Source organism: Pyxidicoccus sp. M15, from assembly GCF_056858435.1.
In genome coordinates, this window is sequence record NZ_CM166495.1 from 9050847 (window position 1) to 9077196 (window position 26350).

A 26350-nucleotide genomic window follows, 5' to 3' on the forward strand; every position below is an offset into this window, starting at 1 on the left:
TATGTTGGATTACTTCGCGGACACTCCACTAGCCCTTCGACGTGCTCGGGTCGTTGCCGTAGCTGTTCTTCTTCCCGATGCTTCCGTCGATGTTGTGGATGGTGTGCTCCATCCGCCGCTCCTGGGCCAGTTCCCGCCCCGCCTCCACCGCGCGCTCCTTGAGCCGGTGCTTGCTCGTCACCTTCCCCTTCACCTGGTTGACCCAGCCCGCGCCCTCCGGATTCGGGGTGGTGTGCACGCCAGCACCGCGGCTGCTGTTCTTCGCCATGTGAGTACCTCCTGCGTGTCCGCATTTCGTGAGCGGACGCTGTGGTTGCAGGAAATAACGCTCACTCAGTGAAGCGGGATTTACGCGTCAGGCGAACCTGCGCCGCCGGACGAGAGGACTGTCGAATCCACGGCGAAGCGCATCACGTGACGGCGGGAGCCCGCGGTCCCCACCTCGCGAAAGCCCATCGCTTCGAACGTCTCGACGAAGCCCATGAAGCGGTAGCTGGGTGACTCGGGGTCGACGGGATACGCCTCGAGGCTGCTCGCGCCCCGCTTCCGCGCATGGGCAATCGCCGCTTCGATGAGCTGCCATGTCACGCCCTGCCCTCTCAACGTGCGCGTGACGAAGAAGCAGGCCAGGGACCAGACGGAGCCCGGGGCATCGCCGGGCGCATCCACCCCGCCCAGGCTCTTGCGGTACGTCTCCCGGGGCGCAATCGAACACCACGCCACGGGCTCACCGTCCAGGTACCCCAGAATCCCCACGGGCACTCCCGAGCGCACGCGCTGCATCATGGCGGACCTGCGACTCGCTCCGTCCGTGTGCTTCACCTCCTCGGGCGTCGCGCGCCATGCCATGCACCAACACGCCTTGGGCCCGCCGCGACTCTCGAAGAGCCGCGCGAAGTCGGCCCAGCGCGTCTTGTCGACCTCGTGGAAGACGAGCTGAACCGAAAGGACCTCATCCGCTGGAGCAGGTCTCCGGGGGGTCTTCCGCAGGCCCGCGCCCTTGCGCGCCGCGCGCTTTCGGACCGGCGTCCTCGTCGAAGTCGGCCGTCGCGTGGCCATGGCACCTCCGTGCGAGCCATTGTGCCCTCCCCTGCCCGGCCCGGAAGCACCGTCCCCACCGTGCTAGAACAAGAGGCAACACATGGACCGCCTCGCTCCCTTCCTCTGGCTCTGGCTGCTCTTCTTCGCCATCAACGTGCTCTGGGCCCTGGCCCAGGCGGCGGTGGCGAGCACCCTGGGCGCGCGGCCCGTGCTCGTGGACCTGGGCATCGGCCCCATCCTGCTGACCGGGCGCATGGGCGGCATCGTCTGGTCCTTCCGGCCCTTCGCCGTCGCCAGCGCGGTGGGCTTCACGGAAGAGCCCCCGGACGCCCCGAAGAAGAACCGCCTCCAGCAGCTCTCACTGCCCATGCACGGCGCGGTCATCCTCCTGCCGTGGGTCTTCCAGGTCACCATCGCCATGGCCTGCCTGGGCGCCACCGAGGGCCTCCACCAGTTCGTCCACGGCTTCACCCTGCCCTTCGAGCTCTCCGCGCTCCCGGGCCGCATCGAGCGCCTCGTCGCGCTGCTCCGCGATGGAGATCTGCTCCGCGCCTGGGGGCTGATGAGCGCGAAGCTGGCGGCCATCAACCTCCTGCCCATGCCCATCCTGGCCGGAGGCCAGTTCCTGCTGCTCCCGTGGCGCGAGCGCTACCCCGTCTGGGCCGGACTGCTCAACCTCCTGAGCGTCCTCGTCGCCCTGCCCTGGGCCATCTACGTGGCCTACCTCGTCGTCACCACCGTCTTCTGAGGCGAAGCCGGAGCCGCTAGTCCCGCCCCTGCAGCGCCAGCCGGGTCCCGAGCGCGACGAACACCGCGCCCGTGACGCGCTGCTGAACCGCGGCCACGCGCGGGTTGCGCCGCAGCCACGCTCCAAATGTGCCCGAAGCACCGGCGAGGAAGACGAGCCACGTCGTCCCCGTCACGTCGAACAACAGCCCGAGCAGGACGAACTGCGCCCCCGTGGAGCCCCGGGACGGGTCCACGAACTGCGGCAGGAAGGCGACGAAGAACAGGGCCACCTTCGGGTTGAGCACGTTGGTGACGACGCCGTCGCGGAAGATGCGCCACAGGCTCGTGGGCTGCAGCCTCTGCATGGCCTCCGGGCCTGCCTTGCTGCGCAGCATCTGCACGCCCATCCACACCAGGTAGACGGCGCCCACCCACTTCACCACCGTGAAGGCCATGGCGGACGTCGCCAGCAGCGCGGACAGCCCCAGCGCCGCCGCGGCGATGTGGAACAGGCAGCCGACGGCGATGCCCATCGCGGACACCACGCCCGCGGAGCGGCCCTGCCCGAGGCTCCGCGTCAGCACGTACATCGTGTCCGGCCCCGGGGTGAGGGTGAGCGCGATGCCCGCCAGCATGAACGCGGCGAGGCGGGTCGGGTCGAAGAGCATGACGGTGGCTCCACTCCGTGACACCCGGAGCGAGGTGAGGGACGTCTCGGCCGCGCCCCACGTCCGCCGTATACGCCCGTGCGAGCGCCCCGTGAAGGGCACCGGCCCGTACGAGCGGGGGCTCGCGCATCAGGCCGGCCCCACGTGCGGACTCAAGCTGGAGCCTCGGTGTCCGTCCGGTTGCCCGCCACCCGCTCCGCCCGCTGGCGCTCCGTGGCCCGCTCCGCCGTGGCGGCCGTAATCGGTGCCACCGGTCGGAACACCGTCCGGTACACGGCCGCGGCGGTGGCTCCTCCCAGCAGTGGCGCCACGATGAACAGCCACAGCTGGCTCAGCGCCAGCCCACCCGCGAACAGCGCCGGCCCCAGGCTGCGCGCCGGATTCACGGACGTGTTCGTCACCGGAATCCCCACCAGGTGGATGAGCGCCAGCACCAGTCCAATCGCCAGCCCCGCGAAGCCCACGGGCGCGCGCGCATCCGTGGCGCCCAGCACCGTCAGCACCAGCAGGAAGGAGAGCGCCACCTCGGTGAGGAAGGCCGAGCCCATGCCGTACCCCTCGGGCGACGCGGTACCGAACCCGTTGGACGCCAGCCCCTCCACGGACGCCGCGTAGCCCCCCGGGGCCCCCCGGGCAATCAGCAGCACCACCCCGGCCGCGGCGATGGCTCCCACGCACTGGGCCACCACGTAGCCGAGCGCGTGCCGGGACTCCATCTTCCCCGTGAGCAGGAGCCCCAGCGTCACCGCCGGGTTGACGTGGCAGCCGGAGATGGGGCCCACCGTGTAGATCATCGCCAGCAGCGACAGGCCGAACGCGAGCGACACGCCGAGGAAGCCGATGCGCTCTCCCGCCAGCACGGCCGCGCCCACACCTCCCAGCACCAGCACGAAAGTGCCTATCAGCTCCGCCACATACTTCCGGAGCGCCTCTTCGCCACCGACGCGCGCCGGAGCGGACTTCACCATGGATGCAGGCATGCGCAGCCTCTCTTCCGCGAAGGGCCCGCGCCGCGGTTGCCCACGGCTGGTGCCTCACGGCACGAGCAGTCCCCTCAAGGACTGTGCGCATGTGCAACCACATGGCAACAGAAACCCCCTCTCCATGCCCGAGGGGCGGCGCCCGCGAGGAGCCCTCGCCTCGCCGCCGACCGACAAAACCGTTGACGCTCGGAATCCTTGGAATGACGCTCGCACGCCTCCCCTGCCCCGAGGTGCTCGCATGAAGAACGCAGTCCGCCTGCTCGCGCTGCTGGCCCTGACCGCCTGTGGCCCCGCCGCCAGCCCGGAGTCCCCGAGCGACGCGAACCCGCCTCAGGAGGCCGCGGCGCTCCGTTCCGAGCCCGGGAACGAGGCGGGGCTTCCCGGCTGTGACACCGTTCGCATCACCTGCCCGTCCGGCGGCACCATCGGATGCAGGCGCAGCAACACCCTGTGCATCCTGGGCCAGACGAGCTGCTCGGTCATCTGCGACAACGTCGAGACCTACTGCCCGGGCACGTCGCAGACCTACTGCCCCCTGTAGTGGGCCCGGAGTGATGAAGGCGCGTCGCCTCCAGGCGCGCGCCTTCCGGCCGGCAAGGGGCCTACTTCCCCTTCATCACGCCGATGAACGGCAGGTTCCGGTACACCTCGCCGTAGTCGAGCCCGTAGCCCACGACGAAGTGGTCATCGATGACGAAGCCCTTGTAGTCGATGTCCACCTTCGTCCGGGCCCGCGCCGGCTTCTCCAAGAGCGAGCACAGCTTCAGGGACGCCGGGTGCCGGGCGCGCAGGTTCTCCAGCAGGAACTGCATGGTGAGCCCGGTGTCGATGATGTCCTCGATGATGAGCAGGTGCTTGCCCGCCATGGGCTTGCTCACGTCCGTGGTGATGCGCACCTCGCCCGTCGACTCCGTGCCGCCCTGGTAGCTGGACACGCCGAGGAACTCGAGCTTCACCGGCAGGTCGATGTGCTTCGCCAGGTCCATGGCGAAGAACACGGAGCCCTTCAGCACGCAGATGAGCGTCAGGTCCTTGCCCGCGTAGTCGCGCGTAATCTCCGCGGCCAGCTCCCGCACGCGAGCCTGCAACTTCTCCTCGGAAATCATCACGCCGACTTGCTGCTCGTAGAACGCCAAGGGCTCCTCCACTACACGTACGCGTTGTTCATGATCTCCCCGAACCCGCCACCTCCGGGGACGATGTACTGCCGCTCATCCAGCCCCCGCTCCTGCTCCCAGAGCGCGCCCGGCTCCGTGCCGAACACCTCCGGCGGGGACATGCCCCGGTCCAACCGGAGCGCGTAGATGATGACGTCCGGGTGCTCCGTCGTCATGCGCCGCAGGTACTCCGGCGTGACGATGAGGTTCAGGGTGATGATGCGCCGGGGCCGCCCCGGCACCTTCGACTTGTAGAGCGAAATCGCCGTGGACAGGCTGCCGCCCGTCGCCCCCATCGGGTCCGGGAAGAGCACGAAGGCGTCGTCCACGTCGCCGCCAATCTTCGCGCCGCCAATCTCCGAGCCCACCACCGCCTGCGCCGCGTCAATCATCCGGCTCATGATGATGTGGTCCTGCCGCACCAGCGACGGGTCCACCGTGGTGTTCATCAAGTCATACGTCACCTGCGACGGCAGCGTGCCCGCGCGGGCGATGTTCACCGTCACCACGCGCACCTGCGGGTCGATGACCTCGCCCTGGTAGAGGCCCTGCGGGGTGTAATCAATCATCCGGGTGGGCAGGCTCACCATCTTCCGGGGGAACTCGGCGTTCACCACCGTCTTCACCAGGTCGGCGTAGAGCTGCTCCACCAGCCGGTTGATCTGCGGCTGGATGACACCCTTCGAACACAGCGTCGCCAGCTGCGAGAGGAGGAACGGATTTCCCACCAGGTGGACGTGCGGTCCATAGTGGTGGGTCATCTCGTTCAGCTTGAAGGGCACGTTCGCGTACAGGGTGTCGCGCATCCGGTCGGCTCCTGTCGCCCTGCCCCTGGCCGGGCGGGGACGACTCGTGTCGCTTCAGTCGAACAGCTTCAGCGTCTGCGGCGGCGTGCCTTCCGTCGGCTCCGTGACATGGCACTTGCGGCAGCGCGGCTCGTACGCCCCGGCCGCGCCCACCACCACGCGCTCCCCGCTCGAAACAATCCGCTGGGAGCGATTGGCCGGATTCCCACAGACGACGCAGATGGCCAGCTCCTTCGTCACGTACTCGGACACCGCCATCAGCTGCGGCATCGGCTCGAAGGGGCGCCCCTGGTAGTCCTGGTCCAGCCCCGCGCAGATGACGCGCAGGCCCCGGTTGGCCAGCGCCTGCACCACCGCCACGACTTCCGCGCCGAAGAACTGCACCTCGTCGATGCCCACCACCTGGGTGTCCGCGGCCAACCGGTAAAAAATCTCTTCAGCCCGGTCGATGGGGGTGGAGGTGACCTTGAGCTGCGAGTGGCTCACCACCGCCGTGTCGTCGTACCGGTTGTCGATGCGCGGCTTGAAGACCTGCACCTTCTGCTTGCCGTACAAGGCCCGCTGGATGCGGCGGATCAGCTCCTCCGTCTTGCCGGAGAACATGGAGCCGCAGATGACCTCTATCCACCCGATATCTTTGGGGAATTGGTGCAAGGAAGCGCTCGCGGACAGGGGCCTGGAGGGGCGCGGATAGTCTGCCACACCCCCAGGGGAGTCAACTTTCAACGCGCCCGTCCCACACGCCCTCCACGCACCGTATGAGCCCGCTCGCCCCCCTGCTTCCGCACGCGCCGCGGGGCGCTGGCAAGCCTCTTGAAAGGGACTGCTTCCGGTTCCGGTGGACGGGCGCGGGAGGCGGGGAATGGCGGCGACAGTCGAGCAGGTGCGGGATGCGGCGTGGGCCAGCAGGGCTTCCTTCTACGTGTCACCCGCGTCGGTGGCGCTGTTGATGCTGAACCTGATGGACGGGCTGTTCACCCTGTTGTTCCTGCAGCTCGGGGTGGCGGAGGAGCTCAACCCGCTCATGCGCGTGGCGTACGAGCAGTCGCCGCTCGTCTTCATGTTCTCCAAGCTGGTCATCGTGAATGCCGGCCTCTGGCTGCTGTGCCTCCACCGGCGGCTGAAGGCCAGTCGCATCGCCATCCGGGCGGGCGCCGTCGTCTACGGCATCATCGTGGTCTACCACCTGGCCTTCCTGACCCACCTGGTCCTGCACTGGCCCGGCGCCTTCCACTGACCCCACCGGTAGACCGCTGGACTGTGGGTGAATTGAACATTGGGACCTGGGTCACTCGGGTCCCCGCTTGCATTTTACACCCGGTATGTCCCAGGCTTCCCTTCAGCTCCGACCTTTCGGGTTCGGGGGGGGACCATGAACATCACCGACGTCCGGGTGTTTCCGGTCGAAGAGGACAAGCTCAAGGCGTACGTCACCATCACCCTGGATCATTGCTTCGTCATTCGCGATTTGAAGGTCATCCACGGCTCCTCCGGGCTGTTCATCGCGATGCCGGCAAAGAAACGGAAGGATGGGACGTACAAGGACATAGCCCACCCGCTCAATGCGGATACGCGCAGCCAGATGGAGCGCGTCATCCTCATCGAGTACGAGAGACACCTGCACCAGGCGCAAGCCGGGATGCTCGTCTCAGCGCCGGCTGACATGGACTAGGACTTCCCTTCCACCCGTGTCCAGGTTAGTCAGCGGCCCCACCATGCAGCCGCGTGACTTCAAGGTGTTCGCCGGGAACTCGAATCCCGGCCTGGCGCATCGCATTTGCGAGTACCTCAAGCGCCCTCTGGGCAAGGCGGAGGTCGGTCGCTTCTCCGACGGGGAGATCCACGTCGAGATAGGAGAGAACGTCCGCGGTCACGACATCTTCGTGCTGCAGTCGACGTGTCCTCCGGCGAATGACCACCTGATGGAGCTGCTCATCATGTGCGACGCCCTCAAGCGGGCGAGCGCCGGCTCCATCACCGCCGTCATCCCCTACTACGGCTACGCCCGGCAGGACCGGAAGGTCGCCCCGCGCACGCCGATTACGGCGAAGCTGATCGCCGACCTGCTGGAGTCCGCGGGCGCCGAGCGCGTGGTGTCCATGGACATGCACGCCGGGCAGATCCAGGGCTTCTTCAACATCCCCTCGGACCACCTCTACGGCTCGCCGGTGTTCCTGGAGGACCTGCGCAAGCGCTTCCCCGACTCGCAGGAGCTGGTCATCGTCTCGCCGGACGCCGGCGGCGTCGAGCGCGCCCGCGCGTACTCGAAGCGGCTGAACACGGGCCTGGCCATCATCGACAAGCGCCGCCCGCGCCCCAACGCCTCCGAGGTGATGAACCTCATCGGCGATGTGAACGGGAAGGACGCCGTGCTGGTGGACGACATGGTGGACACCGCCGGCACGCTCACGCAGGCGGCCGCCGCGCTGAAGGCCAAGGGCGCGCGCCGGGTGGTGGCCTACGCCGTCCACCCCATCCTCTCCGGGCCGGCCATCCAGCGCATCACCGACTCGGTGCTGGAAGAGGTCGTCTTCACGGACACCGTGCCGCTGTCGCCCGCGGCGCAGTCCTGCTCGAAGATTCGCGTGCTCACCACCGAGCGCCTCTTCGGCGAGGCCATTGCCCGCATCCACCGCGCGGACTCGCTCAGCTCGCTCTTCGTCTGAGCGTCTGAGCCTGGGCGCGCCTGACAGCCGGGCGGCTTGACTCCGGGCCCTCCGGCTGGCATGTGCAGCCTCCTCCATTGGCTCCCTCACTCAGGGCGCCGTCTTCGGGGCCCGCCACTGGGGCGGGATGCCGAGGGCGCCAGGGTGGCCGGTGGCAACCGCAGTCCCCTTTCGTGAGGCATTTCCATGTCCGTCGACAAGACCACCCTCGAGGCCCAGGCGCGTGAAGGTTCCGGCAAGGGCGTTGCCCGCCGCCTGCGCGCGAAGGGCGTGGTTCCCGCCGTGGTTTACGGCAAGCACCTGGCCAAGCCGGTGCACATCGCCGTGGACCCCAAGTCGGTCCGCGTGGCCATCAACACCCCGCACAAGTTCAACACCCTCATCCAGGTCAAGCTGGGCGCGGACACCCATCAGGTCCTCCTGAAGGACTACCAGATGGACCCGCTGACCCGCGACATCCTCCACGTCGACTTCATCGCCGTTCGTGAGAACGAGCAGGTGAAGGTGAACGTGCCGCTGGTGCTCGTCGGCAAGGCGGCGGGCGTGGCGGACGGCGGTCTGCTCACGCAGATTCGCCGCGAGCTCGAGGTCTGGGCGCTGCCGAACGCCATCCCCGAGCGCATCGAGGTGGACGTGACGCCGCTGAAGATCGCCGAGGCCCTCCACGTCAACGACGTGAAGTTCCCCGCGGGCGTGTCCGTGAAGACGAACGTCAACTACACCGTGGCCGTGCTCAGCGCGCCCGAGGCGGCCGAGGCGGCCCCGGTGGCGGCTGCGGCGGCTCCGGCTGCTGCCGCGGCGGCTCCGGCTGCCGCGAAGGCGGGCGACAAGGCGGCGGCTCCGGCCGCCGCGGCCAAGGCCCCGGCGAAGAAGTAGTAGTCTTCTTCCCACGCAACCCTTCTGGAGCGGGGCTGGCCCGAAGCAGGGGCTGGCCCCGTTCTCGTTTCGGAGCCTCTCATGAAGCTCATCGTCGGGCTGGGCAACCCGGGGCGCGAGTACGAGCGGCACCGGCACAACATCGGGTTCATGGTGGTGGAGGCGCTGCTGTCCCGGGCGCGCGCGCAGCTCAACCAGGAGAAGTTCGCCGCGAAGGTGGGCCAGGGCACGCTGGCCGGCGAGCGCGTGCTCTTCGTGGAGCCGCAGACGTTCATGAACCTGTCGGGACGCTCGGTGGCGGAGGCCGCGCGCTTCTACAAGGTGCCGGTGGAGGACGTGCTCGTCATCCACGACGAGCTGGACCTGCCCTTCGGCCGGCTCCAGCTCAAGGCGGGCGGCGGCTCTGGCGGCCACAACGGACTCAAGAGCACCGTCTCCAGCCTGGGCGACGAGGGCTTCATCCGCCTGCGCTTCGGCATCGGCAAGCCGGAGGGCCCCAACGCCCGCGAGCGCGTGTCCGGCTACGTCCTCTCCGGCTTCGATGACGGCGAGCGCCGGCAGCTGGAGGAGCTCATCGGCCGTTCCATGGACATGACGGAGACATGGATTCGGGACGGACTGTCCGTGGCCATGAACCGGTTCAACCGGAAGGCCTAGCCGGTGCCGGGCCCGCGCCAGGGCTTGCCGGGGGGCAGGCGGGCGGCCGGGCCCTCCGGCCGCTTGACTTGGAGGGGGCCCCCTCCTAGAAGGCGCGTTCCCCCAGCGGGTGCAGAGCCGGTGGGATGTTCTTTCACAGCTTCCCGTGTTCGAGCACGGGACGTAGCGCGAAGGTGACGGGCGCGCGGTTTCCCGTCCCCGGCGGCACGGGCCTCCTGGCCTTGCTGACCGTTTCCCCGCTCCTCGGATTGTCCGAGGGGCACTCGACCCCAAGGGGAGAGAAAACATGGCTGAGACGCAGGCCGCGACGCGGCTTCGTGAGTACGAGACCATCTTCCTGGTCAAGCCGGACCTGACGGACGACAACGTGGACAAGCTCAAGGAGCGCGTCCGCGGCATCGTTGGTCGTGAGGGTGGCAAGCTCCTCCGCTTCACGGTGTGGGGCAAGAAGAAGACCCTGTTCCCCGTGGCGAAGCAGCCCCGCGCCATCTACGTGCACGCCAGCTACCTGGGCGGCTCGAAGCTGGTGGCTGAGATCGAGCGCAACCTGCGCAACCTCGATGAGGTCACCCGGTACATCTCCGTGAAGGTCGCCGAAGAGGTGGACCCGGAGACGCGTCCGGTCCTCGAGGACCTGAAGCTGGCCGGCGACGTCGAGGAGACCCGTCCGGGCGCTCCCGCGGAGCGCGAGGGCGGCTTCCGTGGCGGCGAGGAGCCGGGTGTCGAGGCGGAGGAGGAGTCGACCGAGGAGGCCTGAGGGCCACCGGGTCAATTCCCTAGGGACCAACCCAGGAATCGAGAACGCTCATGAGCAACGGAACTGAAAGCAAGACGGGCTCCAGCCCGGGCGGCCGCAGCGGCGGCTTCGGTGGTGGTGGTGGCGGCGGTGGTTTTGGTGGTGGTGGCCGCGGCGGTGACCGCGGTGGCCGCGATGACCGCGGTGGTCGTGACGACCGCGGCGGCGGCATGGGTGGCGACGACGACAAGCGCGGTGGTGGACGCGGCTTCGGCCGCAAGAAGGTCTGCCGCTTCTGCGCCGAGAAGAACGCGTCCGTGGACTTCAAGGACCAGGCGACGCTGAAGTACTTCGTCACCGAGCGCGGCAAGATCATCCCCCGCCGCATCTCCGGCAACTGCGCGAAGCACCAGCGTGAGGTGGCGGTGGCCATCAAGCGCGCCCGTGGCATCGCGCTGCTCCCCTACAACGCGGTGGTCGGCTAGCCGCCGGTCCGCACAGGAGACTGAACATGAAGGTCATTCTGCGTGAGGACATCGACAACCTCGGCAAGTCCGGGGACCTCGTCACCGTGAAGGACGGCTTCGGCCGCAACTACCTGCTGCCTCGCAAGAAGGCGGTTCTCGCGAGCGAGCAGAACATGCGCCAGCTCGAGCACGAGAAGGCAGTGCTCACCGCCCGCAACGCCAAGCTGAAGGGCGCGGCGGAGGAGCAGGCGAAGAAGATCGGCAACATCAAGGTGACCATCAAGCGCAAGGTCGGCGAGCAGGACAAGCTCTTCGGCTCCGTCACCGTGCTGGACATCGCCGAGGCCGTTGCCGCCCAGGGCCAGACGGTGGACCGCCGTGCCATCCACCTGCCCGAGCCCATCAAGTCGACGGGCCACTTCGAGGTGGAGCTGCGGCTGCACCGCGAGGTCGTGGCGAAGATCAAGGTCGACGTGGTGGCCGAGTAGTCCTCGCCTCTGCGTCGCTGAAGTTCGGAAGGCCGTCCGGGGAGACCCGGGCGGCCTTTCGCTTTTCCCGCCCCCTCCCCGTCCGGCTCGCGCCGCGTCCGGTCCGTCCCACGACATCCGCGTGGAGCGTCGTGCGCGCCCTGCGTATCTCGGAGTGGAAGGAGGCTCTCCCATGAGCACCACCGCCGCGCCGCATGCTGTCGACGAGCACCGCCCCGACCTGGACTGGCTCCGGGTGGTGGCCATCCTGGTGCTGCACCTGTTCCACACGGGGATGATGTTCAACCGCTGGGACTGGCACGTGAAGAGCGCCCAGGCGCTGACGTGGCTGGAGCCGCCCATGGAGGTGCTGCACCACGTCCGGATGCCGCTGTTGATGCTCATCTCCGGCGTGGGCACGGCCCTGGCGCTGCGGCGGCGCTCGGTGGGCACGTTCGCGAAGGACCGCGTGAAGCGGCTCCTGGGGCCGCTGGTGTTCGGCATGTTCCTGGTGGTGCCGCCGCAGATCTACATCGAGCAGCTGTTCCGCGGCCGCTTCCAGGGCAGCTACGCGGAGTTCTACCCGTCGGTGTTCGACTTCGTGCCCTACCCCGCCGGCAGCTTCAGCTGGCACCACCTCTGGTTCGTCGCGTACCTCTTCGTCTACTGCGTGCTCTCGCTGCCGCTCTTCGCGGCGCTGGGCTCGGCGCGCGGGCAGGTGCTGCTCGCGCGGGTGGAGGGCTGGCTGTGCCGGGGGTGGAACGTGGTGTGGCTCTTCGCGCCGCTCGCGCTCAACTGGCTGGTGCTGCGCCACCACCCGGAGACGCACGCGCTCCTCGATGACCCGAGGACCTTCGGCCACTACGGCCTGCTCTTCCTGCTGGGACACCTGCTGGGCCGCTGCCCGCGCGTGTGGGACGCCCTGGTGGAGCGGCGGCGCGGGCTGCTGGTGGCGAGCGCCGTGCTCTTCGCCGTCATGATGCCGGACAGCGAATTCCCCCTGGTGCCGGAGGTGCTCGGCGCGCAGGCGGCGCTCTGGTTCTTCATCCTGACGGCGCTGGCCTGGGCGCGGGCGCGCATCCACGTGCGCCGGCCCTGGCTGAAGCACGCGCAGGAGCTGTCCTATCCCTTCTACATCCTCCACCAGACGGTCATCGTCGTCGTGGGCTACGTGCTCCTGGCGCTTCCCGTGGGGCCGCTGGCGCTGTTCGGGCTGGTGCTCGCCGTGTCCTTCGGCGTCACCTGGGGGCTGACCGAGGCCGTGGCGCGGGTCCCCTTCCTGAGGCCGTGCTTCGGGATGAAGCCGCGCGCGGCCCGGCCCTCCGCGCTCCGGGCGGCGGAGGCGGGGCATACTGCCTGACGCGCCCATGGCTTCCCTTCCCGCAGACAGCCCTGCCGTTCCTGCCCCCCCTGGCTGGCAGTGGCCGCGCCTGCGTGCGAGGACCGCGCTGGGGCTGTTCGCGTTCTTCCTGGGCGTGGGGCTGTGGAACGGGCTGACGGTGTTCTTCACCATCCTCGGCAACGGCGGCCGCATCCCGCTGCTGGAGCCCTTCGTCTGGGAAATCACCGGGGCGCTGGGGGTCTGGGTCGTGCTGCCCATCCTCTACGCCGCGGTGCTCAACGCCCCGAGCCCCCGCGTCGGCTGGGGGCGCTTCCTGGGCATCCATGTGGTGGGCTTCGTGCTCTTCACCACGCTGCACATGGTGGCGATGGTGCCGGTGCGCTACCCGCTCTACGCGCTGCTCGACCTGGGGCGCTATGACTATGGAGACCTGGCCTTCCGCATTCTCATGGAGGCCCAGAAGGACCTCATCACGTACTCGGTCGGCGCGGTGCTCTGGAGCCTCTTCATCTCCTGGAGGGAGCGGCAGGCACGGGCCGTCCGCGAGGCCACGCTGGAGAGCGAGCTGCGGGAGGCCCGGCTCCAGGCACTCACCGGGCAGCTCCACCCGCACTTCCTCTTCAACGCGCTGAACACCATCAGCTCGGTGATGTACGAGGACCTGGCGCGCACGGATCGGCTGCTGAGTGACTTGGGCGGCCTGCTGCGCGCCAGCCTGGAGCGCAAGGAGGCCACCTGGACGCTGGCGGAGGAGCGAGCCCACGCGGAGCGCTTCATCGCGCTATTGGCCGCCCGCTTCGGCGAGCGCGTGACGGTGCGCTGGGACGTGGCCCCCGGGCTGGAGGCCGCGCGAGTGCCCTGCTTCGCGCTGCAGGCCCTGGTGGAGAACGCGGTGAAGCACAACCAGGACCGGCGCGAGCCGCTGGAGGTGCGCATCCGCGCGCGCGAGGACGGCGCGGGCGTGCTGCTGGAGGTGGAGGACACGGGCCGTGGGTTCGGGGAGTCCTCGCCCGCGAAGGGGCCCGGCGTGGGGCTGACGCACCTGGAGCGCATCCTCGCGCTGCTGCATGGCGGACGGGCCCGGCTGGAGCGCGGGCGGGGCCCGGAGGGTGGCGCGCGCGTGTCGCTGTGGCTGCCTCGCGAGGTGACGCCATGAAGCGCTTCAGCGTGCTCGTCGTCGACGACGAGGCCCCCGCGCGGGCGAAGGTGAAGCGCCTGCTCGCGGACGACGCGCGCTTCCTCCTCGCGGGCGAAGCGGTGGACGGCACGGAGGCACTCACGCGCGTGGAGGCGCTGCGTCCGGACCTGCTCGTGCTCGACGTGCAGATGCCGGGGCTCACCGGCTTCGAGGTGCTGGAGTCCCTCGGGCCGGAGGACTGCCCCGCGGTCATCTTCTCCACCGCCTACGACGCCTTCGCCCTCCGCGCCTTCGACGCGCACGCGGTGGACTACCTGCTCAAGCCCTACGACGCGGCCCGCTTCGGCCGGGCGCTCGACAAGGCCCATGCGCTGCTGATCGGCGAGCAGGACGAATCCGGCCGGCTCCAGGCGATGCTGCAGGACCTGTCGCGCGCCACGCCTGCGCGCCCGCTGGAGCGGCTCGTGGTGAAGGTGGGCGAGGCCTGGGTGCCGCTGCGGCTGGACACCGTCTGGCGGCTGTCCTCCGAGGACAAGTACGTGCGGCTGTACACCGCCCAGGGCGAGCACCTCGTCCGCCAGAGCCTGCGCGCGCTGGAGGAGCGGCTGGACCCGGAGCGCTTCGTGCGCGTGCACCGGAGCGACATCGTCAACCTGGACGCGGTGGCGAAGCTGGAGCCCTGGACGCACGGCGACGGCATCCTCGTCCTCAAGGACGGCACCACGGTGGTGCTCAGCCGCACGTGGCGTGAAGCCTTCCTCGAAAGATGGGGAATGGCGGGGTGAGTCATGGGGTAGGGCGCCCTCCTCCACCCACCCGCTGCTACAGGTCTGTGGCAGGAAATTGGGGTATGTCAGCGCCGCCTGTAGAGTGAGCAGGCAGCCATGGAAAACGTCCTCGAAATGAGAGAAGGCCGGCGGGTTCACGAGGACCTTGCCGCGGAGCGAGCCGTGCTGGGCGCCGTGCTCGCGGACAACACGCTCATCGCCGCGGTGGGTGAGGTGGTCTTCCCGGACGACTTCTCCAGCCCCGCGCACGCGCAGATCTTCGCGGCGATGCTCAAGCTGGACGGCCAGTCCAAGCAGGTCGACCACCTGACGCTGGCCGAGGAGCTGAAGGTCCTCGGGCAGCTCGTCGCCGTGGGCGGCCCCGCGTACCTGATGCGGCTGGACCAGGTGGTGCCACTGGCGTCCAACGCCGTCCAGTACGCGCAGATCGTCAAGGACCAGGCCATCCGCCGGCGCCTGGCCAACGTGGGCCGGGAGATCCAGGAGCTGGCCAGCTCGGAGACGGGCGAGCTGGAGGTGCTGCTCGACGAGGCCGAGCGCAAGGTGTTCCTCCTCGCGGAGAAGAAGCGCGAGGGAGACCTGCGCCCGGTCAGCGAGCTGATGGAGCAGACGCTCGACCTGCTCGACAAGATGAAGGCGGCGGCCACGGGCGTGACGGGCCTGTCCACCGGCTACATCGACCTGGACAACCAGCTCACCGGCCTGCACGCCGGCGAGCTCATCATCCTCGCGGCGCGTCCCGGCATCGGCAAGACGTCCTTCGCGATGAACATCGCGGTGCACGCGGCGCTGAAGGAGAACAAGGCCGTCGGCATCTTCAGCCTGGAAATGCCCGCCGACCAGCTGCTCATGCGTCTGCTCGCGTCCACCGCGCGCGTGGACATGAAGAAGCTGCGCGGCGGCCGGCTGTCGCCGCACGACGAGGAGAAGTTCCAGGAGATGGCGGGCGCGCTCTACAACGCCCCCATCTACATCGACGACTCGGGCGGCCTGTCCCCGTTCGACTTGCGCGCCAAGGCGCGGCGCGTGAAGCAGAAGGACCCGCGGCTGTCGCTGCTGGTCATCGACTACCTCCAGCTGATGCACCAGAAGGGCAAGGTGGAGAGCCGCCAGCTGGAAGTGGCGGAAATCTCCCGCGCGCTCAAGCAGCTGGCGAAGGAGCTGGAGGTGCCCATCATCGCGCTCAGCCAGCTCAACCGTAAGGTGGAGGAGCGCAAGGGCGGCAAGCCCATGCTGTCGGACCTGCGTGAGTCCGGCTCCATCGAGCAGGACGCCGACGTGGTGATGTTCATCCACCGCGAGGAGACGGAGGAAGGCGCCGACGGCCAACCGGCCGCGCCCTCCAGCACCGTCATCCCGGTGGAGCTCATCGTCGCCAAGCAGCGTAACGGCCCCATCGGCTCCGTCGACCTGGTGTTCCTCTCGGAGTACACCCGCTTCGAGAGCCGCAGCCGCGGCGAGTAGGCCCGCGGCGCCTCACGCAAGCGCGGCTCCTCGTGGAGGGGGCCCGCTCCGGGAGCCGAACACGCGACGCTCGGGCGCGGCGGACTCCCGCGCTAACCCGCTCGCAGGTAGCGCACCACCAGCCCACGCGCCGCGCGCACCGCGGCCTCCAGCGTCCTCCCCCGCCCCAGCTCCGTGGCCAGCGCCGAGGCCAGCCGGCACCCGGTGCCGCGGCGCCCCGGCGTGCGCTCCAGCCACTCGCCTTTCAGCACGCGCACGCGCGCGGGCGTGGCCAGCACGTCCGCCAGTCCCTCGTCGCCCGGCAGGTGCCCGCCCTTCACCAGCACCGCGCCAAAGCCGTACCGCGCCAGCGTGGCGGCGGCCTCCGCGGCCTCCTCCACCGAGCGGGGCGCGGGCCGGCGCAAGAGCCACCCCACCTCATCCAGGTTGGGCGTGAGCACCACCTTCGGCCCCGCCAGCGCCAGGTACGCCCGCGCGGACAGGCGTGACAGCACCTGCCCCCGCGACGTGCGCACCACCGGGTCCACCACCCACCACGCCTCCGTGCCCTCAAGCGCCGCGCGCGCGGCGGACAGCTGCGCGGGGCCGGGCACCATGCCCCACTTCACCGCGTGCAGCGGCCCCAGCTCGCGCGCTGCGGCCACCTGCGCGGCCAGCATGCGCGGCGAGGCGGCCACCCAGCCAAACGTCCGGGTGCCCTGCGCCGTCTGCGCCATGGGCACCGCCACCGGCTGCCCGCCCCGCGCGAGCACGGCCGACACGTCCGCCAATAACCCCGCCCTCCCCGTGGGCTCATGCCCGGCCAGCAGGAGGACGCGCGGGCTCACCGCCGGTGCTCACGCGCCTTCTGCACGAAGGACTTGTACAGGCCCATGTGCACGGGAATCGTCGTGGCCATGTACTCGGGGTGCCACTGCACGCCCACCGCGAAGCCGTGCACGGTGGACTCAATCGCCTCCACCACGCCGTCCGGCGCCACCGCGCACACCACCGAATCCTTCCCCGCCGCGCGCACCGCCTGGTGGTGCGTGGAGTTGACCATCAGCTGGCCGTGCCCCACCGCCTCCGCCAGCAGCGTGCCGCTCTTCACCTCCACCGGGTGCTGCGGCTGGGTGCGGTCATGCTTCTGCTCGTGCTCGCGGGCGCCCTGCACCTCGCGGCCGATGTCCTGGAACAGCGTGCCGCCCAGCACGACGTTGAGCAGCTGCATGCCGCCGCAGATGCCCAGCACCGGCATGTTGCGCTTGAGCGCGCCGCGCATCAGCGCCGCCTCGAACGCGGTGCGCCCCTCCTTCAGCGCGCCCAGCCCCTCGCGCGCCGTCTCGCCGTAGGCCTCCGGGGGGATGTCGAACGCGCCACCGGTGACGAGCACCCCGGAGACGCGGTCCAGGTACGCCTCCACGCACGACAGGTCATCGGTGTACGGCAACACGAAGGGCAGGCCCCCCGTGCGCAGCACCGCGTCCGAGTACGGCACCTTCAGCTCGTAGCGGGCGAAGGCCTGGTCCTCGGGCTGACTCCAGTCCGGGGTGATGCCGATGTTCGGGCGGCGCGGCGGCGGCCCGTGGTGTCGCGGATGGTTGTTCATGGGGCTCCTGGACGGGCGAGGCTAGTCCCCCGCCCCTCCCCGTTCAAACGCGGCCACCAACTGGCGCACCCGCTCGGCGATGTCCCCGGCGAGCAGGGCATCGGACACCACCGCCGCGCCATGCGCCCCCGCCGCCGCCACCCTCGCGATGTTCGCCAGCCCCACGCCGCCAATGCCTACCACCGGCAGCGGGCTGCCCTTCACCACCGCCGCGAAGGACTCCAGCCCCAGCACCGGCGCCGCCACCTGCTTCGTCGTCGTGCCGAAGAGCGGCCCCACGCCCACGTAGTCCGCGCCCGCCTTGAGCGCCGCGCGCGCCCCGTCCACGCCGCGCACCGTGACGCCCACCAGCCGGCCAGGCCCGAGCAGCTCGCGCGCGGCCTCGGGAGGCAGGTCCTCGTCCCCCACATGCACCCCGTCCGCCCCCGCCAGCAGCGCCAGGTCCACCCTGTCGTTCAGCAGGCACAGCGCCCCCGCGCGCCGGCACAGCGCGGCCACCTCGCGCGCGGCCACCAGCGCGTCCCGGGGCGGCGTGCGCTTCATGCGCAGCTGCACCACGCGGGCTCCGCCGGCCACCAGCCGTGCCGCCTTGTCCACCAGCGGAACCTCCGGCAGGACGGTGTCGTCACACAGCAGGTACGGGCCACGGGGAAGCATGGGGCGTCGCGGTGCGTTCATCGGCTCCGGAAGGCGGCTCGGCGTCGTTGACAGGCGCCCTCCCTGCTATAAGGTGGCGCGCTGTTTTCCAAGCAATTCTGAGGATTTGAACATGGCGGATTCGGCGGACCCGAAGTACCTCGACAAGCGCACGGCGGACCGGTACCTGCGCTCCGGCCACCTGGACGAGAAGGCGTACGAGCGCCACATCAAGGGCCTGCCGGACGTGCAGGAGAAGTCCGTCCCCGTCGAGACGCTCATGCTCGACGACGTCGACGACTTCGAGGATGACGAGGACGACATCGACGAGGATGAGTCCGACGAGGACGAGTCCGACGAGGCTTCCGAGGACGAGGGTTCGGCCTCCGCATGAGCTCCGGGGACGAGAAGCGCGGCGAGACCTTCGTGATGCGGGGGGAAGCGCGCTCCGCGTCCGAGGAGTCGATTTCCTTCAGCACCTTCATCGTGGGACTGGGCACCGCGGTCATCATCCACCTCGGTGACGCTCCCAATCCGGAGACGGGCCAGACGGCGAAGGACCTTCCCCTGGCCCGGCAGAACCTGGACCTGCTCTCCATGCTGCGCGTGAAGACGAAGGGGAACCTCTCGGCCGAGGAGGAGAAGCTCTTCGACGGGCTCCTCACCGACTTGCGCCTGCGCTTCGTGGAGGCGACCAAGCGGTGACGGTGTCTGCTTCCCGCTCGGGCGGGCTTCCTCGGGGCATCCGCTTCGCCGCCATGGTGGGCCTCGTGCTCGCCGCCCTCACGGGCTGGTCCGCCTTGAGCGAGGCCACCCACATGGCCCACTTCTACGAGGCCCGCGAGCGCCAGCTGGAGAACGAGTTCCCCGCCTGGATGGGTGACAAGGCCCTCATGGAGACGGTGGTGCGGACGCAGTACTCCGCCCTCGAGCCCATGCGCGAGCCGCGCACCGTCCTGATGGGGGTGCTCTCCATCGCGTGTGCCTTCGTCTTCGTGGCCTGCGCCCGCATGCTCCGTCCGGACGGCCTGCCTCGCGAGGGCATGCGACGCCTGCTCGGTCGCGCCGCAATCACGGTGGCCGTGCTGCGCACCATCGACGGCGCCCAGTTCGCCGTGGTGTCGCGGCGCATGGGCACCGCGCTGGCGCAGAGCATGCGCAGCCTGCCGGCGTACCAGGACCCGGTGGCCGCGGACATGGTGAACACCCTCGCGCCGTGGTTCGCCGTGGGGCTCTCCGTGCTGGGCACCGTCCTGGTGGCGGGCACCTTCGCCCTGCTCGGCCAGTACTTCCGCAGCGACGCTGTGCGGGACGCCGTCCTCGCCAGGGATCCGGAGCCCGAGGAGGAGTAGCCGCCTTTGGGTGCGCGGGGCGCCCCGTCAGTGGGCGTCCGGCCCCAGGTGCGGCACCTGCGCGCCCGGCAGCAGCGCCTCCAGCGCCGCCGCGCTGTCCTGCTCCGAGCCATCCAGCGCCAGCACGCGGCCGGGCACCGCCACGGGCAGGCGCAGCAGCTCCTTGCGCGTGAGGCCGAAGACGTAGGCCAGGTGCCCCATCGGCCAGCGCTCCTGCATGTGCTTGAAGGCCGCTTCGTCCACGTCCTCCGGGCGGCCGGGCAGCTCCACGTCCTCGTAGACCACCCGCTCGCCACCCACGCGCCGGCCGTTGCCGTAGGCGATGACTTCCTCGCCCTCGTCCGGGTCGAACACGTAGGCGTGCACCGTGACGTTGGCGGCCCGGGACAGCAGCCTCGGCAGCGCGTGGTGCGCCGCGTACCAGTGGGCGCCCTGGCGGCCCGCGGTGAAGGGCCCCACGTACGCCAGCCGTACCACCTTGCGGCGCCGGTTGACCGTCACGTGCAGGCCGGTGGCGCCGGTGGCGCCGTCCAGCGCCAGCGCCTCACGCGCCAGCCGGATCAGCTCCAGCCCGCCCAGGCTTTCGAGTCGTACGAGATAACCGCCGTGCGCTTCCAGGATCAGCCCCCCGAGGATGGGCGCCGCCTATACCCGGCCCTCGCCCACATGGCAACTCCGGCACTCTTGAAAGCCCGGTCGCTACCAGGAGGCCAAAGTATTCCATGGCGGGCTGACACCCCGACGCACTGCGCCAACTTGCCAAGGGGGGTTCGGCTCTTACGTTGTTGACATGCGACTCGACAAATACACGGTGAAGGCACAAGAGGCCATCCAGGAAGGCCAGTCGCTGGCCCGGCGGGCGGACAATCCGCAGTACGAGCCGGAGCACCTGGCGACCGCGCTCCTGGGCCAGAAGGACGGCATCGTCGAGCCCCTGCTGCGCAAGATTGGCGCGGACTCGAAGCTGTTCGCGGCCCGGCTGGGTGAGGCGCTGCAGAAGCTTCCCAAGATGCAGGGCGGCGAGAGCGCGATTCTGGGCCAGCGCCTGCTCAAGCTCTTCGACAAGGCCGAGGACGAGGCCAAGTCCCTCAAGGACGAGTTCGTCTCCTCGGAGCACCTGCTGCTCGCGCTGACGCACGACAAGGGCGCGGTGGGCGAGGTGACGAAGTCCTCGGGCGTGACGCGTGAGCGCGTGCTCGCGGGCCTCAAGGAGGTGCGTGGCTCCGGGCGCGTGACGAGCCAGGACGCGGAGGCCACCTACCAGGCGCTGGAGAAGTACGGGCGGGACCTCACGGAGGCGGCGCGCTCCGGCAAGCTGGACCCCGTCATCGGCCGCGACGAGGAGATCCGCCGCTGCATCCAGGTCTTGAGCCGCCGCACGAAGAACAACCCGGTGCTCATCGGCGAGCCGGGCGTGGGCAAGACGGCCATCGCCGAGGGGCTCGCGCGCCGCATCATCGACGGCGACGTGCCCGAGGGGCTGAAGAACAAGCGCCTGGTGTCCCTGGATTTGGGCGCCATGGTGGCCGGCGCGAAGTACCGCGGCGAGTTCGAGGAGCGCCTCAAGGCCGTCCTGAAGGAAATCGCGGACGCGGCCGGGGAAATCATCCTCTTCATCGACGAGATGCACACCATCGTCGGCGCGGGCAAGGCGGAAGGCGCCATGGACGCGGGCAACATGCTCAAGCCGGCGCTGGCGCGCGGTGAGCTGCACTGCATTGGCGCCACCACGCTGGACGAGTACCGCAAGCACATCGAAAAGGACGCGGCCCTGGAGCGGCGCTTCCAGCCCGTCATGGTGGGCGAGCCCAGCGTGCACGACACCATCAGCATCCTTCGCGGCCTGAAGGAGCGCTACGAGGTGCACCACGGCGTGCGCATCCAGGACAACGCCCTGGTCGCCGCCGCCACGCTCAGCCACCGCTACATCGCGGACCGGTTCCTCCCGGACAAGGCCATCGACCTCGTGGACGAGGCCTCCAGCCGCCTGCGCATCGAAATCGACTCCATGCCCACGGAGCTGGACGACGTGCGCCGCAAGGTGACGCAGCTCCAGATCGAGAAGGAGGGCCTGAAGAAGGAGACGGACCCGCACTCGCAGGAGCGCCTGGGCCAGATCGAGAAGGAGCTGGCCAACCTGGGCGAGAAGTTCAACGCGCTCAAGGCGCACTGGGACTCAGAGAAGACGGCCATCAGCGCCATCCGCGGCCTGAAGGAGAAGCTGGAGAAGGCCAAGAACGACCAGGCGGCGGCCGAGCGTCAGGGCGACCTGAACCGCGCGGCGGAGCTGAAGTTCGGCGTGATTCCCTCGCTGGAGAAGGAGGTGAAGGCGCAGAACGAGAAGCTGGCCGAGCTGCAGAAGAGCCAGAAGTTCCTCAAGGAGGAGGTGGACGCGGAGGACATCGCCGAGGTCGTGGCCAAGTGGACGGGCATCCCCGTCTCGCGGCTGATGGAGGGCGAGGTCCAGAAGCTGGTCCACATGGAGGAGCGGCTCGCCAGGCGCGTCATCGGTCAGCGCAGCGCCATTGAAGCGGTGTCCAACGCCGTGCGCCGCGCGCGCAGCGGGTTGCAGGACCCGAACCGGCCCATCGGCTCGTTCATCTTCCTGGGCCCCACCGGCGTGGGAAAGACGGAGACGGCGAAGGCGCTGGCGGAGTTCCTCTTCGACGACGACTCGGCCATGGTCCGCATCGACATGTCCGAGTACATGGAGAAGCACGCCGTGTCGCGACTGGTCGGCGCGCCTCCGGGCTACGTCGGCTACGAGGAGGGCGGCCAGCTCACCGAGGCGGTGCGCCGGCGGCCGTACACCGTGGTGCTCTTCGACGAAATCGAGAAGGCGCACCATGACGTGTTCAACGTCCTCCTCCAGATTCTCGACGAGGGCCGGCTGACGGACAGCCAGGGCCGCACGGTGGACTTCAAGAACGCGGTGCTCATCATGACGTCCAACCTGGGCTCGCAGGACATCCAGGCCGGCATGGCGGGCAAGGACGAGCTGGACGAGAAGACGCGCGACGAGGTGATGGACGCGCTGCGCGGCCACTTCCGCCCGGAGTTCCTCAACCGCGTGGACGAGGTCGTCGTCTTCGAGCCGCTGCGCAAGAAGGACATCTTCCGCATCGTCGACCTGCAGCTCGGAAGGCTGTCGAAGCTGCTCGCCGACAAGCGGCTGACGCTGGAGCTGACGGACAAGGCGCGCGACTTCCTCGCGGAGCGCGGCTACGACCCGACGTACGGCGCCCGTCCGCTGAAGCGCGCCGTGCAGAAGTACCTGCTGGACCCGCTGGCCCTCAAGGTGCTGAGCGGCGAGTTCCTCCCGGGCGACCACCTCCAGGCCGACGCGGGCCCCGACGGGCTCCTGTTCGCCAAGGTGCTGGTGGACGCCGCGAAGAACGTGAAGCGCTCGGCGTAGTCCGCGCGAAGGGCGCGGCCCGGTGGGAACAGGAGGGCCCGGTGTTGGGAGGTGGACCCTCCCGGCGTCCGGGCCCTTCGTCTGTCTCCGGGTGCTCCTTGTGATTCCTGCAAATCGAGCGACTCGGGTATGTTGCCGCCACAACTTGGGAGGCAGCGATGCGCGAAGTGCTCAAGGTGGCAACGAATCTGAAGAAGGCGCTGCTGGCGGACGCGGCGAGCTTCTACACGGACGAGGTGGGGCCGTGGGTGCCCGGCATGCCCCTGCCCCAGCAGGTCCGCGCGGGGACGGGGCGCGAGCCGCTGTGGCTGAACCTGGGCTACTGGCGCGACGTGGAGAAGGTGGACGAGAACAACTGCGAGCGGGTGGGTGAGCTCTTTCCCGCCGCCCAGTCGCAGATGGCGCACCTGCTGGCGAAGACGGCGCGGCTGGGCGCGGGCGAGGCGGTGCTGGACTGCGGCTTCGGCTATGGGGACCAGGACCTGCTCTGGGCCGAGTCGTACAAGCCGGCGCGCATCACCGGCATCAACGTCACGCCGACGCAGGTGCGCATCGCGAGCGAGCGCGCGAAGCTCCTCGGCCTGGACAACGTCATCCGGCTGATGGAGGGCTCCGCGACGAGCCTGCCCTTCGGGTCCGGCGAGTTCGACGTCGTCTTCGCCCTAGAGTCCGCCCTGCACTTCAAGACGCGCCGGGACTTCCTGCGCGAGGCCTTCCGCGTGCTGCGCCCCGGCGGCCGGCTGGTGATGGCGGACATGTGCATGAAGACGGACCGAGAGGCCGGGCTGAGCCTGCGCCGCCGCCTGTACATGCGCTTCTGGCGCGGCCGCATCGCCATGCCCGAGTCGAACGTGTGGACGTCGCAGCGCTACGTCTCCGAGCTGCAGCAGGCGGGCTTCAAGAATGCCCGGCTGGACTCCATCGCCCTGGATGTGTACCCCGGCGCCAACACCGCCTTCACCGCCCTGCACAGCCTGACGCGCATGCAGCGCGAGCCCGGCTCGCTGACCATGGACCAGGTCCGCGCCAACGTGCGCAAGGCCCGGGAGACGGACCCCGGCCAGCTCTTCTGGCACCTGCACTACAACACCGACGAGTACGGGCTGGTCTACGCCGAGAAGGCCTGACGCCCGGGGCCGCGCTCAGCGGCCCCCCGCCCCGCCGCCCGTGGAGACGCGGGCGGCGTGGGCCGTCCCCCGCGTCTCCCCTGCCCCCGCGCCGTAGAGCGCCTGCACCTTGTGGGCAATCTCCGTGTTCTCGTAGAAGCCGACGAACCGCTCCGAGCCCGGCCCCAGCGCGAAGAGCGGCACCAGCGAGCCGGTGTGCGTCCGGGTGCCGAACTCCAGCGCCACGCCCCCGTCGCCGTCCGCGAGGACGCGCAGCCCTCCCGTTTCATGGTCTCCGACGACGAGCACCAGCGTGTCGCCGCGCCGCCGCGCGAAGTCCGCGACGACGGCCACCGTCTCGTCGAAGGAGCGCAGGCTGTTGCGCAAGTCGTCGGCCGCGTTCTCATGGCTGGCCGTGTCCGTGCCCTCGTGCTCCAGCAGGAGGAAGAAGCCGTCCGGGTCCGTGGACAGGCGCGCCAGCGCCCAGCGCGCCAGGTCCGGCAGCCGGGCCCCCGGGACGTCCGCGGCGTTCTTCTGCGAGGGGAAGACGGCGAGCGCCTTCGACGGCGGCGCCGAGGCGAGCGCGGCGGGCTCGGTGAAGAGCGACCAGCCATGCCGCGCCGCCACGGTGGACAGCGCCGGCAGCTCCGCCGTGCCGAACAGCTCCGCGCCGCCTCCCGCGACGAGGTCCACCCCGCTGCCGAGAATCTGGCTGACGATGTCCGCCACCTGGTCGCGGCGCGCGGTGTGGGCGGCGAAGGCCGCGGGCGTCGCGTCCCCGAAGAAGCTGGTCGTCACCAGGCCCGTCGCCCGCCCCTGCGCCTCCGCCAGCTCGAGCAGCGTGGGGAGGGGCTGCCCCTGCGGGTCCACGCCCAGCATCCGGTTGTTCGACTTCGTCCCGGTCGCCATCGCCGTGGCCGCCGCCGCCGAGTCCGTCACGACGGAGTTCGCCGAGCGCGTGGAGACCATGCCCGTCACCGGGAAGCGGCCCGCCGCGAAGGCCTCGCCCCGCAGGAGCCGGGCCGCCGCGAAGTGCGAGGGGCCCATGCCGTCCCCCACCATGAGGACGACGTTCTTCGGAAGGTCGGCGGGCGCCTGGGGCAGCGCCGCCGGGACACTCCGGCAGGACAGCGCGAGGAAGGCGGGGATGGCGAGCAGCGAGCGCAGGCGGGGCATGAGGTGTCCTTTGCCCATGCAGGCTGCCCGGCCACTCCCCCAAAAGCCAATCGAACCTTTTCGTCGAAGGCCAAGAATCCTTCGATGGCCCGCGCTCAGCCCACCGACAGTGCGCCGGACTGGGACGGAGGGGCCCACTTCGCGTCGAGCTGCTGGATGGTCGCGAGGGGAATCCCGAGCAGGTACATGTAATAGAGCGCCCGGTGCTGGTCGTTCACCTCGGACTCGAACGCGCCCACCCAGCCGGTGGAGTAGAGCTGTCCGGGGAGGCTCGTGCTGGCGCTCGGCTGCGTGTACGTCAGGTCCGCCTTCTGGAGCGCGTGGAGGGTGCGGTCGACGGCCGTCCTGCACAAGAGCCCGCACTGCGGCCCGCCGGAGTACAGGGACTTGATGGACTCCAGCCCGTCCGTCGTCCACAGGCGGGGGACCACGTCCAGCGCGTTGAAGTAGCGCATGGCGCCGGCGAAGACGGTGTCGAAGGCCGACGCGAAGGCCGTGTTGCCCGCGGTGGGCGCGGCGAAGGTGAGGGGCAGCACCCCGGAGACATTCGTCAGCGCGCTCTGGAACCACGCGGCGAGCACCGTGGCCATCTGCCCTCCCAGGCTGTGTCCCGTCACCAGCAGGGAGGGTGCGCCGGACAGCCCCTGCAGGAAGGACAGCAGCGAGCCCGTGCCCGAGCCCGGCACGGACGAAATCATGTTGTCGATGTTGGTCCACACCTCCACCACGCCCTGGGAGACCTGCGCACCGGAGAACGCGGGCGCGGTGAAGGGCAGCGCCTGCTGCGTCGCGACGCTCTTGTCCTGGATGACGTCCTCGATGCGGTCGAACAGCGTGCCGCGCACCACCACCGCGTATTGGCCCGCTTGATTGGAGGCCACGTAGACCAGGTCCTCGCCCTGCGTCGCCGGGCCCCAGACAATCCCCCAGCCGTTCTGCACCGTGGCCGCCATGGCCGCGTTCATCAGGGTGAAGCGCTCCGTGTTGGTGTTGAGCTGCCCCAGGTACGAGATGGCCGACAGGGTGATGGCGAGCTGCGCGGTGGAGGGCGTGGAGGCCATGGGTGATTCCTTTCGGTGAGGGCCCGAAGCC

Annotated in this window: 32 protein-coding genes; 19 read left to right on the top strand and 13 right to left on the bottom strand. The window is 69.7% G+C overall.

Translation table 11 applies throughout. From position 1 onward, the window contains the following. Positions 1–28: 28 nt before the first annotated feature. Complete coding sequence (locus tag ACX9TP_RS33280; RefSeq protein WP_482974668.1) at positions 29–268, bottom strand: DUF2188 domain-containing protein; 240 nt, start codon at positions 266–268, stop codon at positions 29–31. A gap of 80 nt (positions 269–348) precedes the next feature. Further along, on the bottom strand, positions 349–1059 hold the full coding sequence (locus ACX9TP_RS33285) for a GNAT family N-acetyltransferase (RefSeq protein WP_482974669.1): 711 nt from the start codon (positions 1057–1059) through the stop codon (positions 349–351). A gap of 82 nt (positions 1060–1141) precedes the next feature. Here ACX9TP_RS33285 and ACX9TP_RS33290 point away from each other — a divergent pair, with 82 nt between their 5' ends. Further along, positions 1142–1789, top strand: coding sequence for a hypothetical protein (locus ACX9TP_RS33290; protein ID WP_482974670.1), 648 nt, complete (start codon positions 1142–1144; stop codon positions 1787–1789). A 16-nt stretch (positions 1790–1805) separates the two neighbouring features. On the opposite strand, the gene ACX9TP_RS33295 is transcribed toward ACX9TP_RS33290, so the two are convergent. Together ACX9TP_RS33295 and aqpZ are read right to left on the bottom strand one after the other, a co-directional pair. Beyond that, the gene (locus tag ACX9TP_RS33295) at positions 1806–2438 is read right to left on the bottom strand and encodes a LysE family translocator (RefSeq protein ID WP_482974671.1); all 633 of its coding nucleotides are present in this window, start codon (positions 2436–2438) and stop codon (positions 1806–1808) included. A gap of 152 nt (positions 2439–2590) precedes the next feature. Then, positions 2591–3418 (bottom strand): aquaporin Z, encoded by an 828-nt coding sequence (gene aqpZ / locus ACX9TP_RS33300; protein ID WP_482974672.1) that lies wholly within the window; start codon positions 3416–3418, stop codon positions 2591–2593. A 241-nt stretch (positions 3419–3659) separates the two neighbouring features. Here aqpZ and ACX9TP_RS33305 point away from each other — a divergent pair, with 241 nt between their 5' ends. Beyond that, entirely contained in the window at positions 3660–3962 is a 303-nt protein-coding gene (locus ACX9TP_RS33305; protein WP_482974673.1) for a hypothetical protein, read from the top strand. A 61-nt stretch (positions 3963–4023) separates the two neighbouring features. Here the strand turns inward: ACX9TP_RS33305 and hpt are convergent, their stop codons facing one another. From hpt to ACX9TP_RS33320, 3 genes are read right to left on the bottom strand one after another with little or no spacing between them, the layout of a single operon-like run. Then, positions 4024–4557, bottom strand: a complete 534-nt coding sequence (gene hpt / locus ACX9TP_RS33310) for a hypoxanthine phosphoribosyltransferase (RefSeq protein WP_482974674.1) — start codon at positions 4555–4557, stop codon at positions 4024–4026. Between the two features lie 11 nt (positions 4558–4568). Then, positions 4569–5384 (bottom strand): uracil phosphoribosyltransferase, encoded by an 816-nt coding sequence (locus tag ACX9TP_RS33315; RefSeq protein WP_482974675.1) that lies wholly within the window; start codon positions 5382–5384, stop codon positions 4569–4571. A gap of 54 nt (positions 5385–5438) precedes the next feature. Then, a complete protein-coding gene (locus tag ACX9TP_RS33320; RefSeq protein WP_482974676.1) occupies positions 5439–6038 on the bottom strand; it encodes a thymidine kinase in 600 nt (199 codons plus the stop codon). A gap of 208 nt (positions 6039–6246) precedes the next feature. On the opposite strand from ACX9TP_RS33320, the gene ACX9TP_RS33325 reads away from it, so the two are divergent. The 12 genes from ACX9TP_RS33325 to dnaB all read left to right on the top strand — a co-directional run bounded on the left by ACX9TP_RS33325 (position 6247) and on the right by dnaB (position 15985). Next, positions 6247–6621, top strand: coding sequence for a DUF5658 family protein (locus tag ACX9TP_RS33325; protein WP_482974677.1), 375 nt, complete (start codon positions 6247–6249; stop codon positions 6619–6621). Between the two features lie 135 nt (positions 6622–6756). Continuing rightward, positions 6757–7056: a septation regulator SpoVG gene (spoVG, locus tag ACX9TP_RS33330; RefSeq protein ID WP_163999935.1), complete on the top strand. Its 300-nt coding sequence runs from the start codon at positions 6757–6759 to the stop codon at positions 7054–7056. A gap of 43 nt (positions 7057–7099) precedes the next feature. Continuing rightward, a complete protein-coding gene (locus ACX9TP_RS33335) occupies positions 7100–8050 on the top strand; it encodes a ribose-phosphate pyrophosphokinase (protein ID WP_482982263.1) in 951 nt (316 codons plus the stop codon). A gap of 186 nt (positions 8051–8236) precedes the next feature. Beyond that, a complete protein-coding gene (locus ACX9TP_RS33340) occupies positions 8237–8926 on the top strand; it encodes a 50S ribosomal protein L25/general stress protein Ctc (protein ID WP_482974678.1) in 690 nt (229 codons plus the stop codon). Positions 8927–9007: 81 nt separating this feature from the next. Further along, positions 9008–9583, top strand: a complete 576-nt coding sequence (gene pth / locus ACX9TP_RS33345) for an aminoacyl-tRNA hydrolase (RefSeq protein WP_482974679.1) — start codon at positions 9008–9010, stop codon at positions 9581–9583. 286 nt (positions 9584–9869) lie between these two features. After that, entirely contained in the window at positions 9870–10340 is a 471-nt protein-coding gene (gene rpsF / locus ACX9TP_RS33350; RefSeq protein ID WP_482974680.1) for a 30S ribosomal protein S6, read from the top strand. Between the two features lie 50 nt (positions 10341–10390). Then, positions 10391–10804, top strand: a complete 414-nt coding sequence (rpsR, locus tag ACX9TP_RS33355; RefSeq protein WP_482974681.1) for a 30S ribosomal protein S18 — start codon at positions 10391–10393, stop codon at positions 10802–10804. 26 nt (positions 10805–10830) lie between these two features. After that, positions 10831–11274: a 50S ribosomal protein L9 gene (gene rplI, locus ACX9TP_RS33360; RefSeq protein WP_482974682.1), complete on the top strand. Its 444-nt coding sequence runs from the start codon at positions 10831–10833 to the stop codon at positions 11272–11274. Between the two features lie 172 nt (positions 11275–11446). Continuing rightward, positions 11447–12613, top strand: a complete 1167-nt coding sequence (locus ACX9TP_RS33365) for an acyltransferase family protein (protein WP_482974683.1) — start codon at positions 11447–11449, stop codon at positions 12611–12613. Positions 12614–12620: 7 nt separating this feature from the next. After that, on the top strand, positions 12621–13751 hold the full coding sequence (locus ACX9TP_RS33370; RefSeq protein ID WP_482974684.1) for a sensor histidine kinase: 1131 nt from the start codon (positions 12621–12623) through the stop codon (positions 13749–13751). Beyond that, on the top strand, positions 13748–14518 hold the full coding sequence (locus ACX9TP_RS33375) for a LytR/AlgR family response regulator transcription factor (protein ID WP_482974685.1): 771 nt from the start codon (positions 13748–13750) through the stop codon (positions 14516–14518). The genes ACX9TP_RS33370 and ACX9TP_RS33375 overlap by 4 nt, the downstream gene beginning before the upstream one ends. Positions 14519–14617: 99 nt before the next feature. Continuing rightward, positions 14618–15985 carry a replicative DNA helicase gene (gene dnaB, locus ACX9TP_RS33380; protein ID WP_482974686.1) on the top strand — a complete coding sequence of 456 codons (1368 nt, stop codon included), beginning with the start codon at positions 14618–14620 and terminating at the stop codon, positions 15983–15985. Positions 15986–16077: 92 nt separating this feature from the next. Here dnaB and thiD read toward each other — a convergent pair whose 3' ends face one another. Genes thiD through thiE form a run of 3 tightly spaced genes read right to left on the bottom strand, consistent with a single transcriptional unit; the run spans position 16078 to position 18251 of the window. Continuing rightward, entirely contained in the window at positions 16078–16812 is a 735-nt protein-coding gene (gene thiD, locus ACX9TP_RS33385; protein WP_482974687.1) for a bifunctional hydroxymethylpyrimidine kinase/phosphomethylpyrimidine kinase, read from the bottom strand. Beyond that, positions 16809–17573 (bottom strand): gamma-glutamyl-gamma-aminobutyrate hydrolase family protein, encoded by a 765-nt coding sequence (locus ACX9TP_RS33390; protein ID WP_482974688.1) that lies wholly within the window; start codon positions 17571–17573, stop codon positions 16809–16811. The genes thiD and ACX9TP_RS33390 overlap by 4 nt, the downstream gene beginning before the upstream one ends. A gap of 21 nt (positions 17574–17594) precedes the next feature. Continuing rightward, entirely contained in the window at positions 17595–18251 is a 657-nt protein-coding gene (thiE, locus tag ACX9TP_RS33395; protein WP_482974689.1) for a thiamine phosphate synthase, read from the bottom strand. A 91-nt stretch (positions 18252–18342) separates the two neighbouring features. On the opposite strand from thiE, the gene ACX9TP_RS33400 reads away from it, so the two are divergent. Genes ACX9TP_RS33400 through ACX9TP_RS33410 form a run of 3 tightly spaced genes read left to right on the top strand, consistent with a single transcriptional unit; the run spans position 18343 to position 19561 of the window. Continuing rightward, the gene (locus ACX9TP_RS33400) at positions 18343–18603 is read left to right on the top strand and encodes a hypothetical protein (protein ID WP_482974690.1); all 261 of its coding nucleotides are present in this window, start codon (positions 18343–18345) and stop codon (positions 18601–18603) included. Then, on the top strand, positions 18600–18914 hold the full coding sequence (locus ACX9TP_RS33405) for a DUF1844 domain-containing protein (RefSeq protein ID WP_482974691.1): 315 nt from the start codon (positions 18600–18602) through the stop codon (positions 18912–18914). The genes ACX9TP_RS33400 and ACX9TP_RS33405 overlap by 4 nt, the downstream gene beginning before the upstream one ends. Beyond that, positions 18911–19561, top strand: coding sequence for a hypothetical protein (locus ACX9TP_RS33410; protein ID WP_482974692.1), 651 nt, complete (start codon positions 18911–18913; stop codon positions 19559–19561). The genes ACX9TP_RS33405 and ACX9TP_RS33410 overlap by 4 nt, the downstream gene beginning before the upstream one ends. Before the next feature lie 27 nt (positions 19562–19588). Here the strand turns inward: ACX9TP_RS33410 and ACX9TP_RS33415 are convergent, their stop codons facing one another. After that, positions 19589–20062 (bottom strand): hypothetical protein, encoded by a 474-nt coding sequence (locus tag ACX9TP_RS33415; protein WP_482974693.1) that lies wholly within the window; start codon positions 20060–20062, stop codon positions 19589–19591. Between the two features lie 289 nt (positions 20063–20351). On the opposite strand from ACX9TP_RS33415, the gene clpB reads away from it, so the two are divergent. Continuing rightward, positions 20352–22976, top strand: coding sequence for an ATP-dependent chaperone ClpB (clpB, locus tag ACX9TP_RS33420; RefSeq protein WP_482974694.1), 2625 nt, complete (start codon positions 20352–20354; stop codon positions 22974–22976). 158 nt (positions 22977–23134) lie between these two features. Beyond that, positions 23135–24103 (top strand): SAM-dependent methyltransferase, encoded by a 969-nt coding sequence (locus ACX9TP_RS33425; protein ID WP_482974695.1) that lies wholly within the window; start codon positions 23135–23137, stop codon positions 24101–24103. 15 nt (positions 24104–24118) lie between these two features. Here ACX9TP_RS33425 and ACX9TP_RS33430 read toward each other — a convergent pair whose 3' ends face one another. Further along, entirely contained in the window at positions 24119–25258 is a 1140-nt protein-coding gene (locus tag ACX9TP_RS33430; RefSeq protein ID WP_482974696.1) for an alkaline phosphatase, read from the bottom strand. Between the two features lie 95 nt (positions 25259–25353). Then, entirely contained in the window at positions 25354–26319 is a 966-nt protein-coding gene (locus ACX9TP_RS33435) for a lipase family protein (protein ID WP_482974697.1), read from the bottom strand. Positions 26320–26350: the final 31 nt, after the last annotated feature.

Coding starts and splice junctions, on each gene's coding strand:
- pth (WP_482974679.1), top strand. CDS start 9,008: ATGAAGCTCATCGTCGGGCTGGGCAACCCGGGGCGCGAGTACGAGCGG.
- ACX9TP_RS33295 (WP_482974671.1), bottom strand. CDS start 2,438: ATGCTCTTCGACCCGACCCGCCTCGCCGCGTTCATGCTGGCGGGCATC.
- ACX9TP_RS33400 (WP_482974690.1), top strand. CDS start 18,343: ATGGCGGATTCGGCGGACCCGAAGTACCTCGACAAGCGCACGGCGGAC.
- ACX9TP_RS33315 (WP_482974675.1), bottom strand. CDS start 5,384: ATGCGCGACACCCTGTACGCGAACGTGCCCTTCAAGCTGAACGAGATG.
- dnaB (WP_482974686.1), top strand. CDS start 14,618: ATGGAAAACGTCCTCGAAATGAGAGAAGGCCGGCGGGTTCACGAGGAC.
- ACX9TP_RS33435 (WP_482974697.1), bottom strand. CDS start 26,319: ATGGCCTCCACGCCCTCCACCGCGCAGCTCGCCATCACCCTGTCGGCC.
- rpsF (WP_482974680.1), top strand. CDS start 9,870: ATGGCTGAGACGCAGGCCGCGACGCGGCTTCGTGAGTACGAGACCATC.
- aqpZ (WP_482974672.1), bottom strand. CDS start 3,418: ATGCCTGCATCCATGGTGAAGTCCGCTCCGGCGCGCGTCGGTGGCGAA.
- rpsR (WP_482974681.1), top strand. CDS start 10,391: ATGAGCAACGGAACTGAAAGCAAGACGGGCTCCAGCCCGGGCGGCCGC.
- ACX9TP_RS33425 (WP_482974695.1), top strand. CDS start 23,135: ATGCGCGAAGTGCTCAAGGTGGCAACGAATCTGAAGAAGGCGCTGCTG.
- ACX9TP_RS33325 (WP_482974677.1), top strand. CDS start 6,247: ATGGCGGCGACAGTCGAGCAGGTGCGGGATGCGGCGTGGGCCAGCAGG.
- ACX9TP_RS33365 (WP_482974683.1), top strand. CDS start 11,447: ATGAGCACCACCGCCGCGCCGCATGCTGTCGACGAGCACCGCCCCGAC.
- ACX9TP_RS33370 (WP_482974684.1), top strand. CDS start 12,621: ATGGCTTCCCTTCCCGCAGACAGCCCTGCCGTTCCTGCCCCCCCTGGC.
- ACX9TP_RS33430 (WP_482974696.1), bottom strand. CDS start 25,258: ATGCCCCGCCTGCGCTCGCTGCTCGCCATCCCCGCCTTCCTCGCGCTG.
- clpB (WP_482974694.1), top strand. CDS start 20,352: ATGCGACTCGACAAATACACGGTGAAGGCACAAGAGGCCATCCAGGAA.
- ACX9TP_RS33335 (WP_482982263.1), top strand. CDS start 7,100: ATGCAGCCGCGTGACTTCAAGGTGTTCGCCGGGAACTCGAATCCCGGC.
- ACX9TP_RS33375 (WP_482974685.1), top strand. CDS start 13,748: ATGAAGCGCTTCAGCGTGCTCGTCGTCGACGACGAGGCCCCCGCGCGG.
- ACX9TP_RS33390 (WP_482974688.1), bottom strand. CDS start 17,573: ATGAACAACCATCCGCGACACCACGGGCCGCCGCCGCGCCGCCCGAAC.
- thiE (WP_482974689.1), bottom strand. CDS start 18,251: ATGAACGCACCGCGACGCCCCATGCTTCCCCGTGGCCCGTACCTGCTG.
- ACX9TP_RS33405 (WP_482974691.1), top strand. CDS start 18,600: ATGAGCTCCGGGGACGAGAAGCGCGGCGAGACCTTCGTGATGCGGGGG.
- ACX9TP_RS33340 (WP_482974678.1), top strand. CDS start 8,237: ATGTCCGTCGACAAGACCACCCTCGAGGCCCAGGCGCGTGAAGGTTCC.
- ACX9TP_RS33280 (WP_482974668.1), bottom strand. CDS start 268: ATGGCGAAGAACAGCAGCCGCGGTGCTGGCGTGCACACCACCCCGAAT.
- ACX9TP_RS33290 (WP_482974670.1), top strand. CDS start 1,142: ATGGACCGCCTCGCTCCCTTCCTCTGGCTCTGGCTGCTCTTCTTCGCC.
- ACX9TP_RS33285 (WP_482974669.1), bottom strand. CDS start 1,059: ATGGCCACGCGACGGCCGACTTCGACGAGGACGCCGGTCCGAAAGCGC.
- spoVG (WP_163999935.1), top strand. CDS start 6,757: ATGAACATCACCGACGTCCGGGTGTTTCCGGTCGAAGAGGACAAGCTC.
- ACX9TP_RS33305 (WP_482974673.1), top strand. CDS start 3,660: ATGAAGAACGCAGTCCGCCTGCTCGCGCTGCTGGCCCTGACCGCCTGT.
- rplI (WP_482974682.1), top strand. CDS start 10,831: ATGAAGGTCATTCTGCGTGAGGACATCGACAACCTCGGCAAGTCCGGG.